The 16,469-nt window shown below is 60.5% G+C and carries 13 protein-coding genes; 9 read left to right on the top strand and 4 right to left on the bottom strand.

Translation table 11 applies throughout. The features are described 5' to 3' along the window. Positions 1 to 60: 60 nt before the first annotated feature. Positions 61 to 2,646: a cytochrome c biogenesis protein CcsA gene (gene ccsA / locus F6X24_RS00745; protein WP_151085809.1), complete on the top strand. Its 2,586-nt coding sequence runs from the start codon at positions 61 to 63 to the stop codon at positions 2,644 to 2,646. Positions 2,647 to 3,178: 532 nt separating this feature from the next. Here ccsA and F6X24_RS00740 read toward each other — a convergent pair. Beyond that, a complete protein-coding gene (locus F6X24_RS00740; protein ID WP_191906397.1) occupies positions 3,179 to 5,911 on the bottom strand; it encodes a T9SS type A sorting domain-containing protein in 2,733 nt (910 codons plus the stop codon). A 205-nt stretch (positions 5,912 to 6,116) separates the two neighbouring features. Between F6X24_RS00740 and F6X24_RS00735 the strand changes: the two genes are divergently transcribed. The 7 genes from F6X24_RS00735 to F6X24_RS18815 all read left to right on the top strand — a co-directional run bounded on the left by F6X24_RS00735 (position 6,117) and on the right by F6X24_RS18815 (position 11,906). Then, the gene (locus F6X24_RS00735) at positions 6,117 to 6,938 is read left to right on the top strand and encodes a Rossmann-like and DUF2520 domain-containing protein (RefSeq protein ID WP_191906396.1); all 822 of its coding nucleotides are present in this window, start codon (positions 6,117 to 6,119) and stop codon (positions 6,936 to 6,938) included. A gap of 59 nt (positions 6,939 to 6,997) precedes the next feature. Then, complete coding sequence (locus F6X24_RS00730; protein WP_151085806.1) at positions 6,998 to 7,330, top strand: 2Fe-2S iron-sulfur cluster-binding protein; 333 nt, start codon at positions 6,998 to 7,000, stop codon at positions 7,328 to 7,330. A gap of 109 nt (positions 7,331 to 7,439) precedes the next feature. Then, entirely contained in the window at positions 7,440 to 7,676 is a 237-nt protein-coding gene (iscX, locus tag F6X24_RS00725) for a Fe-S cluster assembly protein IscX (protein WP_151085805.1), read from the top strand. Positions 7,677 to 7,786: 110 nt separating this feature from the next. Next, entirely contained in the window at positions 7,787 to 7,981 is a 195-nt protein-coding gene (locus F6X24_RS00720; protein WP_151085804.1) for a cold-shock protein, read from the top strand. A 127-nt stretch (positions 7,982 to 8,108) separates the two neighbouring features. Further along, complete coding sequence (locus F6X24_RS00715) at positions 8,109 to 9,059, top strand: geranylgeranylglycerol-phosphate geranylgeranyltransferase (RefSeq protein WP_151085803.1); 951 nt, start codon at positions 8,109 to 8,111, stop codon at positions 9,057 to 9,059. 168 nt (positions 9,060 to 9,227) lie between these two features. After that, complete coding sequence (locus F6X24_RS00710) at positions 9,228 to 10,391, top strand: BamA/TamA family outer membrane protein (RefSeq protein WP_151085802.1); 1,164 nt, start codon at positions 9,228 to 9,230, stop codon at positions 10,389 to 10,391. 225 nt (positions 10,392 to 10,616) lie between these two features. Beyond that, positions 10,617 to 11,906, top strand: a complete 1,290-nt coding sequence (locus tag F6X24_RS18815) for a glycosyltransferase (RefSeq protein ID WP_191906395.1) — start codon at positions 10,617 to 10,619, stop codon at positions 11,904 to 11,906. A 102-nt stretch (positions 11,907 to 12,008) separates the two neighbouring features. Here the strand turns inward: F6X24_RS18815 and F6X24_RS00700 are convergent, their stop codons facing one another. From F6X24_RS00700 to F6X24_RS00690, 3 genes are read right to left on the bottom strand one after another with little or no spacing between them, the layout of a single operon-like run. Next, a complete protein-coding gene (locus F6X24_RS00700; protein WP_151085801.1) occupies positions 12,009 to 12,605 on the bottom strand; it encodes a class I SAM-dependent DNA methyltransferase in 597 nt (198 codons plus the stop codon). Further along, the gene (locus F6X24_RS00695; protein WP_151085800.1) at positions 12,602 to 13,345 is read right to left on the bottom strand and encodes a PIG-L deacetylase family protein; all 744 of its coding nucleotides are present in this window, start codon (positions 13,343 to 13,345) and stop codon (positions 12,602 to 12,604) included. The genes F6X24_RS00700 and F6X24_RS00695 overlap by 4 nt, the downstream gene beginning before the upstream one ends. A 32-nt stretch (positions 13,346 to 13,377) precedes the next feature. Further along, positions 13,378 to 14,604 carry an acyl-CoA dehydrogenase family protein gene (locus F6X24_RS00690; protein ID WP_151085799.1) on the bottom strand — a complete coding sequence of 409 codons (1,227 nt, stop codon included), beginning with the start codon at positions 14,602 to 14,604 and terminating at the stop codon, positions 13,378 to 13,380. Positions 14,605 to 14,852: 248 nt separating this feature from the next. Here F6X24_RS00690 and purH point away from each other — a divergent pair, with 248 nt between their 5' ends. Next, positions 14,853 to 16,388, top strand: coding sequence for a bifunctional phosphoribosylaminoimidazolecarboxamide formyltransferase/IMP cyclohydrolase (gene purH / locus F6X24_RS00685; protein WP_151085798.1), 1,536 nt, complete (start codon positions 14,853 to 14,855; stop codon positions 16,386 to 16,388). Positions 16,389 to 16,469 lie beyond the last annotated feature (81 nt).

Here is a 16,469-nt window from a genome sequence, read left to right as displayed (position 1 = left end):
TGGTCGCCGCGCCCCGCCCTGCCCTTTGGGCGGTACCTTTGTAGAAAAAACAGCTTGCCCGTGAATTTAGTACTTGGAAATCTTGGTCAGGCCAGTGTAATTCTGGCGTTCGTGGCAGCGGCAGTAGCCGCTTATGGCTACTTTCAGGCGGCGCGGGGCCGGGCTCTGGGCCAGCCCGAGGGCAGCTGGCTGCGGCTGGCGCGCGGAGCTTTTTTTGTGCACGGCGCGGCCGTGCTGGCGGTAGTCGCCTGCCTGTTTACCATCATCTACACGCACCGCTACGAGTACTACTACGCCTGGTCGCACTCCAGCAACCACCTGCCGGTACACTTCATGATTTCCTGCTTCTGGGAAGGGCAGGAGGGAAGCTTTCTGCTCTGGATATTCTGGCACGTAGTATTGGGCCTGGGTATTATGAAATTCAACCGCCAGTGGGAAGCGCCCGTGCTGGCCGTGTTTGCCACGGTGCAGGCCTTCCTGGTAAGCATGATTCTGGGCGTAGTGGTGGGAGGCGTAAAAATCGGCTCGTCGCCGTTTATCCTGCTGCGTGACTTTATGGTAGACCTGCCGGTCTGGAAAATCAACCCCAACTTCGTGCCCAAAGACGGCTCGGGCCTCAACCCCCTACTCCAGAACTACTGGATGGTAATTCACCCGCCCACGCTGTTTCTGGGCTTTGCGCTCACGCTGGTGCCGTTTGCCTTTGCTATTGCCGGCCTCTGGAAAAAGGAGTTGACAGGCTGGGTAAAGCCCGCCCTGCCCTGGACCGCCTTCGGCGGCGCGGTATTGGGTATCGGTATTATGATGGGAGCCTACTGGGCCTACGAAACCCTGAACTTCGGCGGCTTCTGGAACTGGGACCCCGTAGAAAATGCCGTCTATATTCCGTGGCTTGTACTCATCGCGGCTTTGCACGGAATGGTGCTGTGGCAGCGGCGGCGCATCGGCCTGCGCACTGCTTATACGCTGGTAATTGCCACGTTCGTACTCATTCTCTACGCTACATTCCTGACGCGCAGCGGCGTGCTGGGCAATGCCTCGGTGCACTCCTTTACCGACCTGGGCCTGTCGGGCCAGCTGATTATCTACCTGGCTTTCTTCGCGGTGGGCGCCATTGCCTTGCTGGCGGCCCGCTGGAAGAGCATCCCGGTTTCGGAGAAAGAGCTGACGGCCTATAGCCCCGAGCTGTGGGTGTTTCTGGGAGCTACGGTCCTCTGTCTGGCCGCTTTCCAGGTAGTGGCTACTACCAGTATCCCGGTTTATAATGCCTTTCTGGGCTTTATCGGTATTAAATCTAACTTAGCGCTGCCCGCCGACCAGATTCAGCACTACACCCGCATTCAGCTGTGGGCCGGCGTGCTGATTGGCCTGCTCTCGGGCGTGGCGCAGGTGCTGTGGTGGCGCAACACCAAGGAGTCGGTTATCAATGCCCTGGCTACGCCGACCATGCTGGCGCTGCTCACCACGGCGCTGGTGGTGCTGCTGACCCGCTATTTCGGCCATACCATGTCGGCGCCCTACGTGGTGCTGCTGCTGGCGGGGCTGTTTGGCATCATGACCAATGCCGGCACGCTCTTCGGGCTGTGGCGTCGTGGTATTACGCTTTCGGGCGGGGCCGTTGCCCACCTGGGCATTGCCCTGATGCTGCTGGGCATTCTGGCCTCGGCGGGTTACTCCAACGTGATTTCGCGCAACATGAGCGGCAAGCTCATCTCGCGTGAGATGAACGACCAAGACAATGAAAACAACGTGCTGCTGTGGCGCAACGAAACCGGCCTGATGAATGGCTACGACGTAACCTACACCGGCCAGTACCTCGACGTGCCCGGCGTGCCCGACTACGTAAACACTCAGCTGCTGTACCGCACCGATGACGAGTATAAGGCCGTGGCGCGGGGCGAAATTAAGCAGGGCGACAAAACGTTTTACCACACCGGTGATACGCTCACGATTCGCCCCGAAAACACCTATTACCGCGTCGAGTACAACGACAAGAAGACCGGGCAGAAATTTACGCTCTACCCCCGCGCCCAGGTAAATGAGGAGATGGGTGGCCTGCTGGCCTCGCCCGCTCTGCAGCGCTTCTGGGACCACGACATCTACTCGCACATCTCCTCCGTGCCCGACCCGCGCAAGGAGATTCCGTGGAGCCCGGCCATTCCGCACGAGCTCAGCGTGGGCGATACGCTGTTCTTGAACGACTACTTCGCCGTGTTCCGTGCCATCGAGCAGGCGCACGAGGTGCCCGGCATTAAGCTGCAAACCGGCGACATTGCCTTGCAGGCCGACATGATTATCACCGGCGAGAAGGGGCGGCAATATCACGCGCACCCTATATTCTTGCTGCGCGACCGCCAGGTGGGCCGCGTGCCCGAGATTATCGAGGACCTGGGCCTGCGCCTCACCCTCGACCAGATTGACCCCGTTAAGGGTAAGTTCACCTTTGCCATCAGCACTACCGGCAAAGATTACATCATTTTGAAGGCCACCGAAAAGCCCTTTATCAACCTGCTCTGGGGCGGCACGCTGCTCATGGGCTTTGGCCTGGTGCTGAGCATGCGTCAGCGCCGGGCTGCCCGCGCCGTGCCTGCCGCTGAGCCCGTAGGCCGGGCCGGGGCCGCCCGCTCGCAGGTGCTGGCCAGCTAGCCAGCTTGCACGTATCTCACAAAAAAGGCGCTCTAATCAGAGCGCCTTTTTTGTGAGATACGTGCAAATAGCAGTGCTTTTAGCGCAGTTTCTAAGCCAGGGTATATGCCGTAGAGACGCCTCTTTGCGTCTCGGCGCTGAACGACTATAGCTGCGCGGTTTAAACAACGACGAGACGCAAAGAGGCGTCTCTATACCGTCCTGAACCGCAGTTCGTACTCCGCTCTAAGTGAGCTTTACTGGCTGGCGTTCCGCAGGATTGCTGACTTGTATACTATAATAAATTCTGGGTTTGGGGCCATGCTTCCTGGCAGGCCCGCCCAGCCACCCCGTTCTACATGGACCCGTACACTGAGTAGGAAATCGCTGTAACTGAGGTTTTCGCGGAAGGCGACACGGCGGCGGAATACGAGTGTATAATATAGTATTTCATATATAAATATTAAACATGAATGCGCCCATGGGTGCGGCCGGGCTTGCAAAAAAGGCCACCCCAGCGGGGTGGCCTTTTTGTTGGGAATCGTATGTGAGCTTATTTCACGATGGCAATCTGACGGGTCAGCGTATCGTCGCCGTTGCGCAGCTGCAGGTTGTAGAGGCCGGGAGCCAGGTTGCTCAGGTCGAGCTTGTTGCTGTAGTTATCGCGGGCCGAGCCCGTGTATACTACCTGGCCGAGCGTATTAACTACCTGCACACCGAGGCTTCCCTTGGCGTTGGCGCCGTGAATGTCAAGCGAGAATACCCCATTGGAAGGGTTCGGGAATACCGTGGTGGCTTTGAGCAGCGCTTCCGAGGTAGTAGCGGTTACGGTCACGGCCGTTACGCTCACGTCGTCGATGTAGAGGTTGCCCTGGTTGGCCGCGCTCTTGATGTGGAAGCCCACGTACTGCGTGCTGGTGCCAGCGGGCAGCAAGGCTACTACCGGAGTTGAGGAGCCGTTAGCCAGTGCGTACGTCGTGTTGGTGATGGCATTATTGGTAAAGAGCAGGTTGGTCTGGCCGGCAACTGTCGCGGCCGTGCCCGATTTAACTTCCAGGCTCTCGGTACCCGTTGACGTGGTGCCCACCCCCGAAGTGCGGTAGCGGAATGCCACCTGGTAGCGGGTGCTGCTGCTGGCCGGAGCCAGTACCAGCGCCGGCGTAAAGAACCAGTCGTCGGCCGCCACGTTGTTTAGTGGGATGCCATTGTAGCGCATATCGTTGGTGCCCGAGTAAGGGTTCTCGGTCGAGATGCGCCAGGTAGTACCGTCGTTGTTGGCATCCAGCGTGGTAATGCCGCAGGGCAAAGACTGGCCCGACAGAATAGTATCGAAGTTCTGACTGTAAGGAAAAGTCGAGACTACATTAGTCGGGTCACAGGCAGTGGTGAAGGTCACCGGAGTGATGTAAACACTGGTGCCCCCGGCCGAGCAGTTGCTGCGTACGTACACCTGGTAGGTCGTGGCGGGCGTTAAGCCCGTAAGTACTACAGGTGAGGCAGTTGTTGTGGTTACCGTTGTGCCCCCAGTTACCACATTAAAGCCTGTAGGGCCATAAACGATTTGATAGCCTGAGGTACCGGTAGCAGGGGCGGTAAAAGCGATAGTTGCGCCAGTTGCCGTCACGTTGCTGGCAACAACACCCGTCGGAGCTGAGCAATTAGGAACAATGGTGCCAAATTCTATTGCTACCCGGGCTTTGGGCGTCACATTGATAAAGTCGGTCCAAGTAGTGCCGTTATTGGCCGTGTAGTAGAAAGTTGAAGGCCGGATTGGGTCTTCAACCTGATAGGATACGCCCACGTTCGTTGCACTGGTTTCCTTAACAGCGACATAAAAGGAAGCTGGAACAGCTACCCCAGGTAGTGTTACCGTAACAGGGCCGCCCGCGGCTGTCCGGTTTTGAGTGGCAGAGGTATAAAGAGCTTGGCCCGGTATGCCACCCGTGCCGCTAGCATCATATATAACCACCTGGAAAGGAGCAGTATTGCCAGTAATAGCCCCGAACGTAACGATAACGTCACCTATAACTGTAGCAGCAGGTAAAGTGTATTTAGCCGCAAAAATTGCGTTGCCTAGTCCTACACTTAGGTTGGAATTAACAGAAGGGTCGGTATAAGAGATTCGGTCTGGCGTGACTAGCTGACCATAGGTGGCTGTGTTATTAGCCGCATTGCCATCGTTAGGAATCGTAACTACTACCGAGTTAGTACCTGTAGCCAGTGTCGTCGGATAGGCTGCAAACGTAACGGTTGCCGATGCTCCTACCGCCAAAGAACCAATCGTTTGAGTATCGGTAAACGTATTAGCTCCGCTCACAGTAAGGGTTACTGGCAGGCTGGTAAGAGCAGTTGAGCCAGTGTTGGAGATAACAGCCTTTACAGAGTGAGGCAGAGCAGACTGAGTAGCAATTTTGCCGAGGGTATAAATAGCCTTTACAGCAGCATCGGTGGGAGGAGCTGGCGAAAAGCGGAATGTGCGGCCAGCATCGGGAGGCGCAATACTGCGAAAATTAACCGTATTTAATACTTGCGTGGAGATGACAGTGGCAAAGTCGGAGAAAACTGCTGTAGACCAAGCTGCGCTCGACTGCTTGGTAGGCTGCACTCCCTGTCCGTTCGAAAGGGAAGTGCCTTTTACCCCGGCTTGCATAAAGCGCAAAGCCGAAGTAGTCCCTGCAGTAGTGGGGCCGTATACCAGCTCAACCACGTTGGTTGTTTCGTATAGGCGGACCTGAAAATTCAGGTTCGTGTATTGAGTTGGGTTTGTAGCTGCTTTGTCAGATACATTTTTCCACTGAATGGTACAAACGCGGTTTGGAGCAGTTCCGGTGGTAGCGACCCGGTATTCAGTGCCCCCAACGGCAGCGGCCGTTAAATCAGCATTGAAAGCCGCAATGACGTTCGGGTCATTCGGGCTTTGAAACACATCAAGCTGATTGGCATCAGTTTCCGAAAGGAATAGCTTAGTATCGGAAGGAGCAGTAGCTCCCAGCTTGATAAAGCCATTGGTATTTAATATGAATTGGGTAAAATTCAGGTTGTTATAGCTGAATGTAAAGCCAATGTCTTGCGCTGTCGAGTTGGCATCATCGGTGTTAGCCGTAGTGATAGCTGTACCGGTAGCCGCAAGGTCTGTATAAGTACCAGCCACATTAGCTGCCGTACCAACAGTGTAGTTTAAATTCTGCGCCTGCCCCGCTACGGCAGCGCCGCCCAGCAGCAGGGCCGTCAAGCCCAGCTGCCGTAGCCGATGGCTCCAGGAACTCACCCGAGTGTAAGAATTCATCATGTGAAAAAAGAAAAGTGGAGAAAAAATGAAGAAACTCATTGATAACGAATCAACTGACTCGTTGCCTTACATCTAGGAAATGTATTGGTGGCTATTTGCGGCCACAATATGCTACTTATTCAGCAAATTATCTTCAGATTATTTTAATCTTGGCCACGCAAAATACAGCAGCTGCTCTCATTCGGCGAGCGAACTTTGCCCGGTGAATACAACACATGAGACCAGCCCGCCCCTGACAATCGGGGTATTTGGAGCCGGGCGGGTGGCGTCGGCTCTGGTATCGGCGCTAAAGGCAGCGGGCCACTATATAGTGTTTATTGCGAGTCGCTCCCCCGGCCCGGCCGCGCTCCTGGCTGCGGAGCTGCCCGGCTGCCTGGGGCTATCGGTGGCAGAAGCTACGGCGGCCCTGCCGGCTGCCGAGGTGTACCTGCTGGCCGTGCCCGACGCGGCGGTGGCGAGCCTGCTCGCCGCGGTGCCGTGGCCGGCGGGCGCGGTAGTGGCGCACACGGCCGGCGCCCTGCCGCTGGCGGTGTTCGAGACCGTGCCGCAGGTGCGCGGCGGCGTGCTGTACCCCTTGCAAACCTTCAGCCCCGGACGAGTTATCGATTGGCCGGCCGTGCCCCTGTTTGTGGAGGCATCCACTGCCGTGGCCGAGGGCCGGCTGCTAACCCTGGCCCGTAGCCTTAGCCAGCGTGTGGCCCTGCTCGATTCGGCGCGGCGGCTGCAGCTGCACCTGGGAGCGGTATTTGCCAGCAACTTTACCAACCACCTGCTGGGGGTGGCGCAGGCGCTGCTCGCCGGAGCAGGCCTGCCGTTTGAGCTACTGCACCCTTTGGTGCAGGAAACCATAAGCAAGGCGCTGGCGGCGCAACCCTCGCCCTTTGCGGTACAAACCGGGCCGGCCGTGCGTCACGATGCGGCTACCCTGGCGGCCCATGAGGCGGCGCTGGCCGCCCACTCCGCCTGGCAAGAACTTTATGCCCGGCTCTCGGTAAGTATTCAGGCGGCAGCGGCGGGCAGCTAAGCTCCGGCCGCCTACCTTAACTTTGCGCTTTGCAATCACGCCCACTGGGCCATTCTACTTTGACACCCTCCACCATTATTTTTCAGTTCCAGGACGGCCAGACCGCCCAAACGCACATTGCGATTAGCGGCGAGTCGGTGCTCGATGTGGCGCTCAATAACGGCATTCAGCTGCAGCACAACTGCGGGGGCGTGTGCGGGTGCAGCACCTGCCACGTGTATATCGACAAAGGGGGCGATGCGCTGCCCGATATTTCGGACAAGGAAGAAGACTTCATCGACCGCGCCATCAACCCGCGCCTCAATTCCCGCCTGGCCTGCCAGTGCGTAGTGCCAAACGCAAGCCTCGAGCTGGTGGTAACCGTACCGCCCCAGCACTTCCTGGGGCACTAGCCGATAGTTGAAAATTAAAAACCACGCGCTGAAAACCGGGGCTGCATGAGCAGCCGGCCGGCTGCAAACGCTTTTTAATTTTTGATTGATACATTTTAACTCATACAAGATGAACCACTACGAGCCGCCCATTCATTGGGCCGACCACGAAGACGTTGCCATTGCGCTCTACGAGAAGTTTGGCGACGACTTTACGGAAGCCAAAATCTACCGCATCCGGTTTACCGAGCTGCTGGACTGGGTGCTAAGCCTGCCCAATTTTGAGGGCACCCGCGAGCAGGCCAACGAAGGCCACCTGGAGCAGATTCAGGCCAAGTGGGTATACGAGTGGCGCGACCACCAGTAGCCTGCCTCAACCTGCCGGCCGCTGGCCTCGTATGCAGGGGCCACTGGCAGTAAGGCACCAGTTTAATGACCACGCGAGTGGCCGCCTCTTTTGTTTTTTTGCCAATCACCATGAAAACGGGCACTGTAAAATTCTTTAACGAGGCCAAAGGCTTCGGCTTTATCACCGACGATGTAACGAAGGAGGATTTCTTTGTGCACGTAACGGGGCTCAACGGCGGCCAGATTCAGCAAAACGACCGCGTGGAGTTTGAAACGCAGGAGGGCCGTAAGGGCGTGAACGCCGTTAACGTGCGGCGCGTCTGAGTTTTGTCGCCCGTCTGCCGGCCGGGCCGGTAAGCAGAAAGTCCCTGCCGGTCGCCGGCGGGGACTTTCTGTTTTGGGACTGGTGCCGGCCAGGGGTTCCGTACCTTCGGGCGCTTGTCCTGCCTCTATGCCAGCCTCCCTGCTACCTGCTTCAGCTGCCGACCCCGCGCCCACCGCTGGCGGAGCCGATGAGCTGCCCCTGGGTGGCCCCGGCCAGGCCGGGCGGCTGGCCAGGGCATTGCCGGGGCTGGTACGCTGGCCCAACTTGGCCATTATGCTGTTGAGCCTGGTGCTGGTGCGGGTAATGCTGTTGCCGGGACAATCCCTGCGGACCGTGCTCCTGGCCCCCGGCTTTGGGCTGCTGGTGCTAACCTCGCTGCTGGTAGCCGCCGCGGGCTATATCATCAATGATTATTACGATGTCAAGATTGACGCCATCAACCGGCCCGACCGGCTGGTGGTGGGCCGGCTGTTGCGGCGGCGCCACGCCATGCTGGCGCATATGCTGCTGAGTGGGGTGGGGGTGGTGTTGGCAGCAGCACTCTCGTGGCCCTTGGGGCTGGTAACGCTGGCGGCCGTGGCCCTGCTCTGGGGCTACTCGGCCCGGTTCAAGCGCCTGCCGCTGGTGGGCAACCTCAGCATTGGGGTGCTTACGGCCGCGCTGGTGCTCCTGCCCGAGCTTCAGCTGCTTACGGGCCGCGAAGCCGTGTGGCTCTACGCCCTGGCTGCCTTCCTGCTGACGGTGGTACGCGAGATAGTGAAAGACATGGAAGACATGCGCGGCGATGCCCAGCACGGCTGCCATACGCTGCCCCTGGTGTGGGGGCTGGCCCGCAGCAAGTGGGTGGCGGGAGTGTTTCTGGGCTGTCTGGCGCTGCTGGTGCTGGCCGCGGCCAGTCAGCTGCTGGTGTGGGACCGCTGGGCCCTGGCCGCGTGGCTGCTGGGGCTGGTGCTGATGCCGCTGGCCTGGCTGGCTCGCCTGCTGCTACGTGCCGATCGCCGCCGTCACTTTCGGCAGCTCAGCGCCTGGTGCAAGGGCATCATGCTGGCTGGGGTGCTGAGTATGCTGCTGGTGTAGCCAGGGGTGCGGAAGCCGCGCTGCGCCGTGCCGCCAGCAAAAGAGCGCAGCTGGCTGGCTAAGTGCCTGAGTATGCAGCGGTAGTTTGCGTATAATGCCGGGGTGAGTCAACCGCTGAGGCCGCTTTTCCGTTGAGGTCTTCAATACGTTTTCATTTTACCGTTTTATATGCGCTTTTTTCCGCTGCTGCTGGCCGGGTTGGTGGGCACTGCCCTCGTAAGCCAGGGGCAGGGCCTGCCGGCTGGCCAGACTGAGACTTCCAAGCCTCCCAAAAAAATCACCATTCTGCCGGTGCCGGTGATATTTTATCAGCAGGAAACCGGGGCCGGCTACGGCCTGGGCGGTCTGCTGAGTGGCCGGTTTGGTCAGGATACCCTCACCCGCGCCTCCAACGCCCGCGCCCAGGCCTGGTTTACCCAGAAGCACCAGTCGCTGTTTCAGTTTGTGCATACTATCTACTCGCCCGGCGAGCAGTACTACCTGAACGGCGAAATCAGCTATTATAAAAACCTGCTCTACTACTACGGCATCGGCAACGATACGAAGAAGGAAAATGAGTCGGGCTTGTCCAATAACCTGCTCATTATCAATCAGCGCGTGCAAAAGAGCATTGCGCCCAAGCTGTTTGCCGGCCTGATGTACCGCTTCACGCGCACTACCGACAATACGCCCGAGCAGTACGCCACCGATGGCCACTCGCCCAACTACTTTCTGAGCAGCGATAATGGCCGCCTCGACCAGCGCCAGCGCGAGAATACCAGTATCTCAGGGGTAGGGCCGGTTATCACGTTTGATAACCGCGACGTGGCGCTGGCTGCATTTAAAGGCAACCTGCTCGATATGAGCATTATGTTCAACGGCAAGGGCATCGGGTCAGACTATAACTTTGTGCGCTATCAGATTGATGCGCGGCACTTTCAGCCCATTTTCTCTAGTAAAACCATTCTGGCGCTGCAATTTCTGGGGCAGTTTCACTCCGGCGATGTGCCCTTCCGGGAGCTAGCCGGCCTGGGCGCCAACCTGGGCGGAACGCTCTATAATAACGCCAACCTCGACCGGGGCATTTACGAGCAGCGCTTCCGCGACCGGCAGATGATGACTTTCCAGGCCGAGCTGCGGCAGCACCTGTTCTGGCGCATCGACGGGGCCGCCTTCGGTTCGGTGGGCCAGGTAGGGTATAATATAACTGACTTTACGGTTGATGGCATAAAGCCGGCTGGCGGCCTGGGCGCCCGCTTCAATTTTATTCGCCGCGACCGGGTAAACCTGCGCTTCGATTACGCCTGGGGTAGCGCGCCGGGCTTTTATTTTGCTATCGGTGAGGCATTTTAAACGAGCATTCACCACGCCGAAAAGCCGCGCATCCGCAAGGGTAGCGCGGCTTTTTTAGGCGGCTAACCAATTGAGTTAACTGGCTTAGTGTGAAATTAAGCTATTATTTATGAAGAAGTTAGCTTAGAATATAGAGTGAATTTATGGTGAGGCATTCTTAAGGCTGCAAAAATTACGCGGTAAACGCCTATCCTTCGTGAAGCACGGGCGTACAAAGGCTACCATATGGACCAATTAGCCCAGCCGGCTCGCTTCCACGCCACCCGCGAAGCCACGGCTACCGCCCCACCGGCCCTACTTTCCCAGCCGCCTACCGAAGAGCAGCTGCTGCGCCTGGCCGAGCGTGCTTTGCACCGGCAATTGCCGCCGCCGGCCGCTGCTTTGCAGGCCTGCGTTATCATTCCGGCCAAGGACGAGGCGACCACGCTGCCGGCCACGCTGGCTGCGCTGGCCGCCCAGACTACCCTGGCCGGGCAGACGCTGCCGGCTGGCATGCTGGAAGTTATTGTGCTGGCCAACAATTGTAGCGACCGGACGGCTGCGGCTGTGCGGCAAGCCGCCCGCCGGCATCCCAGCCTGGTCGTGCACGTAGCCGAGGTGCAGCTGCCGCGCCCGCACGCCCATGTGGGTCGGGCCCGCCGGCTGCTGCTCGACGAGGCTGCTCAGCGCCTGGAGGATACTATCGGGCCAACGGGCGTGCTGCTCAGCACTGATGCCGACACGCTGGTTGCCTCTACCTGGCTGGCCGCTACCCTGCGCGAGATAGAAGAGGGTGCCGAAGCCGTGGGAGGACGCATTCTGACCCAGACGCCGGCCGCCGTAGCACCTTGTCCCGTTCGGCGCATTCAATTGCGCGATGCGGCGTACCGGGTGCTGCTGCGCCAGCTCGAAGACCTGGTAGACCCCTGCGCCGTTGACCCCTGGCCCAGCCATCACCAGCACTTTGGGGCAAGCCTGGCCCTTACGGTGCGGGCGTATCGGCAGGTGGGCGGCCTGCCCGCCGTGCCTTTCTTGGAAGATGAGTCGCTCTGGCAGCTCTTGTTGCAGCACGACCTGCCCGTGCGGCATAGTCCAAGTGTGCAGGTATATACTTCGGCCCGCCGCTGCGGGCGCGTAGAAGTGGGCCTATCGTGGCAGTTGCGCGAATGGGAAACGCTCACGGAGCAGCAGCGCGAGCCGCTGGTGCCCTGCCCGCACGAGTTGGTGCGCGTGTGGCGAACCCGCCGCAGCCTCCGTGCCTGGTGGCAGCAAGGAGCCGTGGCAGTTGGCCCCGAGCTGGCCCGCATGGCCCGTGCCCTCGAAATACCCGTACCCGACTTACTTAAGCAGGCGCGGGGAGCGGCTGCCTTCGGCCAGCTCTGGCAATGGATAGAAGCCACGCGGGGGGCAATCCTGCCGGTGCCGCTCAACGGCGCGCTGTGCGACCTGCGGACTTACCTGCGCGAAGGAGTGAGTGGGTGCTTTGCCCCGGCTTCGCGGCAGTCTGCCCGGCCTTTGCGCCAAGCGGCGGAATAAGACTTGGCGCCGCTGGTGCTGGCGAAGAGCGGACAGCCGGCGAAAAAGCCGGCAGCCCGCCCCGGCCAAGCTGCTCCAGGGCCTGAGATTTGCGCTAATCACTTATTGCCGCTCAAATAAATCGAGCCGGTATTTAGCCGCACGGTGGCCATGCAGGTGCTTAAGTGAGCCTTGTGGGCCAGTTTGAGCCATAAAAAAATCGTGCACCTCATCGCCGGTCTGCGGATAATCCGGCACGGGCGGCGTCCAGTGCACCAGTAGTAGCTGCGCGCCGGGGCGCAGGGCGGCTAGCATCTGCTCCGAAGCACGGGCCAGGTCGGCGGGCGACCAGTAGTAGCCAACTTCGGAAAGTAAAATCAGGTCGAACTGCCCCTGCGGAAACTCGGCGGGTACCTGCATGCGCTGTAAGGTCACCTGCGGCAACTGGGCGCAGCGCTGCCGGGCCTGAGCCAGCGCGGCCTCGCTTACGTCAACGCTTAGCAGCTCGCCGCAGCGCTCGGCCAGCTGCGCGGTGAGCACGCCGATAGAGCAGCCAATCTCGAAAGCCCGCTCGTAGCGCGGGCGGTTGAGGGCTGCCAGCGTATCGGTGTATTTGGCGCGCTCGTAGGGGCTGCTGGCGAAGGTCCAGGGGTCGTCATTGGCCCGGTACACATCGTCAAAATAGTTGGGGTCAAGCGTGTTTGGCTGATTCGTATTCATAAGGAAGTAGTGCTTTCGATGAATGCTTCGCTGGGCTGGGCAAAATGGGCCAGCATACTATCACTCAATAAAAAGCCGCTTGGGTCATCCGTAATAATACCGGGGGCCAGCTGCGAGCGATGGGCCGCAATGGCCCGCTGCTTCTGGCCCAGCACCCCGCTGATGTTGAGTCGAAAGCCCTGGCCCTCGCCGGGTTGGGGCAGGTCGGCGGGCGCGGCGCGCTCCCAGGCCCACACCAGGTATTCGAGGCGGCGTGGGGGCACTGGCAGCTGGCTTAGCGCGGCGGTGGCTAGCAGGCTGCTGGCGCGATGGTCGGGGTGAGGGTCGCGCCGCCAGGGCACCAGCACCGTTTGAGCCTGCTGCCGGGCCAGAAAGCCGGCCAGCTCCTGGGCCGCCTGCTCAAATGCCGGCCCGTGGCTGGGCACCTGGCTATCGGGCAGGCCGAGGTAAAGAACGTTGTTTTCATCGAGCCCCAGCACGGCCAGCGCGTGGCGCAGCTCGGCGTAGCGCAGCTCGCGGCGGGCCACCGCCGAAAAATCATGCGAGTGCGGGTGCGACATGGAGCCATCGCTCACCAGCACGGCCGCTGTGGGCTGGCCCGTCTGCCCCAGCAAAGCCAGCAGTCCGCCGCAGCCCAGGGCCTCGTCGTCGGGGTGCGGAATGACAATAACGGTGCTACCCAGCGTGGCCGCGTAGCTGGCGGGCCGCAGTGGGTAAGTAGCAAAAATCGTATCGGACATAAGCCGACTTTACGCACTAAGTGCGGGCACCGTTACCCTTGCCAGAGCTGGTAGGCCGGCTTGTCCGAAGCCAGCGCGAAGCGGCCGCTTTCGGCCAGGGCCGCGTCGGGGGCTGGCTGGCGCAGGTAGTGCGTCAGGTCGCGGTGCAGGCGCTCAAAGGGTTCGGGCTGAAGCAGTCCGCGGGCACCTACGCAGCGCTCGGCCAGGCGCAGGGTTTGCAGGCAAATATCTTCTGTGACACTGCGGAAGCCGTTGCTATAGGCCGCTGTAGCAGCCTGGCGCGCCGCTGGCCACGCCTCCAGCGGGGCAGTAGCGGGTAGTGCGGCGTGCTCGGCTGCGCCCCGCAGCCAGAGCTGGCCGGTTTCGTGCAAGGCCAGCAGCTCGCCCAGGCGCTGGCGCTGGTAGGGGTCGTCGGTGCGGCCGAGGCGGCGCAGGAAGCGGCGGGTTTCGTCGAGCACGGCCGCGGCCCCGCCCAGCTGCACAGCCGCAAACCGCGCTGCGCCTCCCCCAAACCACGGCGCGAGGTAATAGTCATTAGGTTGGCCCACCAAGTCTTCGGGCCCGACCTCCAGACCCGTCAGGTCGGCCCGGAAGCTGGCCGTAGCCCGCATGCCCAGCGGCCGCCAGAAGCTGCGGTCCAGCACCGGCGGCTGCTGGTCGGCGTGCAGCAGTACCAGCTGCCAGCCTTCCTGCTTGGGCAACGCCCCGGTCAGCACCGGCCGGCTGATGTGCCCGGCACCCGAGGCGAACGTTTTTGCCCCGCGCAGGCGGTAGCGGCCCGCGGTATTGAGCACGGCCTCCAGGTGCACGCCTTCGGCCGGGTTTTCCGTATTCCAAACTCCAAACAGATGGCCGGCGCGGGCGTCGGCAGCGGCCCGCGCCACCTGCGCCGGGCTGCCAAAGCGCCGCAGCAGCAGCAGCGCATTCACGTGGCCTTCCCACAGCCGTCCTACTGCCAGGTTGCCGCGCCCAATGTGATAAAGCGCTTGCAGCAGCGGCAGCGTAGCGGCAGTTTCTCCCAGGCCCACCCCACCCAGGCTGGTTGGCAGCACGGCCGTCAGCAGGCCGGCTTCGTGCAGCCAGTGCATTTCCTGGGTCGGGAAGCCCCCGGTTTCGTCGGTAAGCGCCGCCTGGGCCAGCAGGCGCGGGGCCAGCTGCGCAGCGGCCAGCACGGCCCGCGCGGGGGTTGGCAGCGCAGGCGTAGCGTCTTCAGCCACTGGAGAAGAGATGAGTAAATCGGCCGTGGTGAAGTCAGTCATTTAATAAGCAGGCAAAAATAATCTGGCAGAAGGAGGAGCCTACGCTTGAGCTTGTATAACCCCAAACAGGGGGTGTGAGTTGCACGGAAATATGAAGCAGCCGTCCCGGTTGTTTTTTGGCAGAAGCTACCAGGGCCGGCCGATGCGCCTACCTTTGGGACGCCAAGCCCTTACCACGGTTGGCCGGGTAAGGGCGAGGCAGCTTTTGCACTCCGCACAGCATTCTACCCCCTAAACTTTCCCGTTCGATGTCTGACGCTCGCCCCATTCGCGCCGCCCTGCTTTCCGTGTACCACAAAGACCGGCTGGCCCCGCTGGTAGCTACTTTGCGCCGCCTGGGCGTTACGCTCTACTCCACGGGCGGTACCCAGAAATTTCTCGAAGAACAAGGTGCTGAGGTAATCGCCGTAGAAGACCTCACCGGCTTTCCCGAAGTATTCGGCGGCCGCGTCAAGACCCTGCACCCTAAGGTGTTTGGGGGTATTCTGCACCGCCGCCACGAAGCCGGCGACCTCGCCCAGGCCGAGCAGCACGGTATTCCACCCATCGATTTGGTAGTGGTCGACCTCTACCCGTTTGAGGAAACCGTGGCCAGCGGCGCGGCGGAGCAGGACGTGATTGAGAAAATCGACATCGGTGGCATTGCCCTGCTGCGGGCGGCTGCCAAAAACTACCGCGACGTGCTCGTAATCAGCTCACGCGAGCAGTATGAGGCCGTAACCCAGCTGCTCGAAAAAACCAGCGGCAGCCCCAGCCTCGACGACCGCCGCCACTACGCCGCCGCCGCTTTCCAGGCTACCAGCCACTACGATACCGAGATTTTTAAGTACGTAAGCCAGAACACACCTCTGGCCGCCGATGGGGCGGCTCAGGGCCGGCCAGCCACGCCGCTGCGCTACGGCGAAAACCCACATCAGGCGGGCACTTTCTACGGCGACCTCACGGCGCTGTTTGACCAGCTGCACGGCAAGCAGCTGAGCTACAATAACCTCGTGGATGTAGATGCCGCCGTGCAGCTTATGCGCGAGTTTGCGGGCGGGCCGCCCGCCGTGGCTATTCTCAAGCACACCAATGCCTGCGGCGTGGCGCAAGCCAATATATTAGCAAAAGCCTATATTAACGCCCTGGCCTGCGACCCGGTTTCGGCCTTCGGTGGCGTCATCATTGTTAATCAAGAGGTTGACTCAGTCACTGCGCAGGAGCTGAACAAGCTGTTTTTCGAGGTGCTTATTGCGCCCGGCTTCGCGGCCGAGGCGCTGCCGGTGCTGCAAAGCAAGAAAAACCGCATCCTGCTGCGCCAGAAGCCAGTCGAGTTTCCGACCAAGCTCGTCAAGACCCTGCTCAACGGTATCATTGAGCAGGACGCCGACCTGCAAACCGAAACGGCGGCCGATTTCCGCACCGTCACCAGGTCGGCCCCGACGGCCGACGAAACGGCGGCGCTGGAGTTTGCGCTCAAAATCTGCAAGCACACCAAGAGCAATACGATTGTGCTGGCCCGCCCCGGTCAGCTGCTGGCCTCGGGCGTGGGCCAGACCTCGCGGGTCGATGCCCTGCGCCAGGCCATCGAAAAGGCCGGCAGCTTTGGCTTCGACCTGCACGGGGCCGTGATGGCGTCCGATGCGTTCTTCCCCTTCCCCGACTGCGTTGAAATCGCGGCGGCCGCCGGCGTGCGCGCCGTGGTGCAGCCCGGCGGCTCCATCAAAGACCAGGACAGCATCGACGCCTGCGACCGCCTCGGCCTGGCGATGGTACTGACGGGCGTGCGCCACTTCAAGCATTGAGTTAATTAAAAATGTGAAGATGTGGAAATGTGAAAATTAAAAACTGTTAATTAGAAGATTCCTACTTTCTAAATTTTCACA

Origin of the sequence: Hymenobacter baengnokdamensis (assembly GCF_008728635.1) — a bacterium.
GTDB lineage: Bacteria > Bacteroidota > Bacteroidia > Cytophagales > Hymenobacteraceae > Hymenobacter > Hymenobacter baengnokdamensis.
The sequence above is the reverse complement of the archived record's forward strand: the minus strand, read 5'-3'. Positions and strand labels throughout refer to the sequence as shown.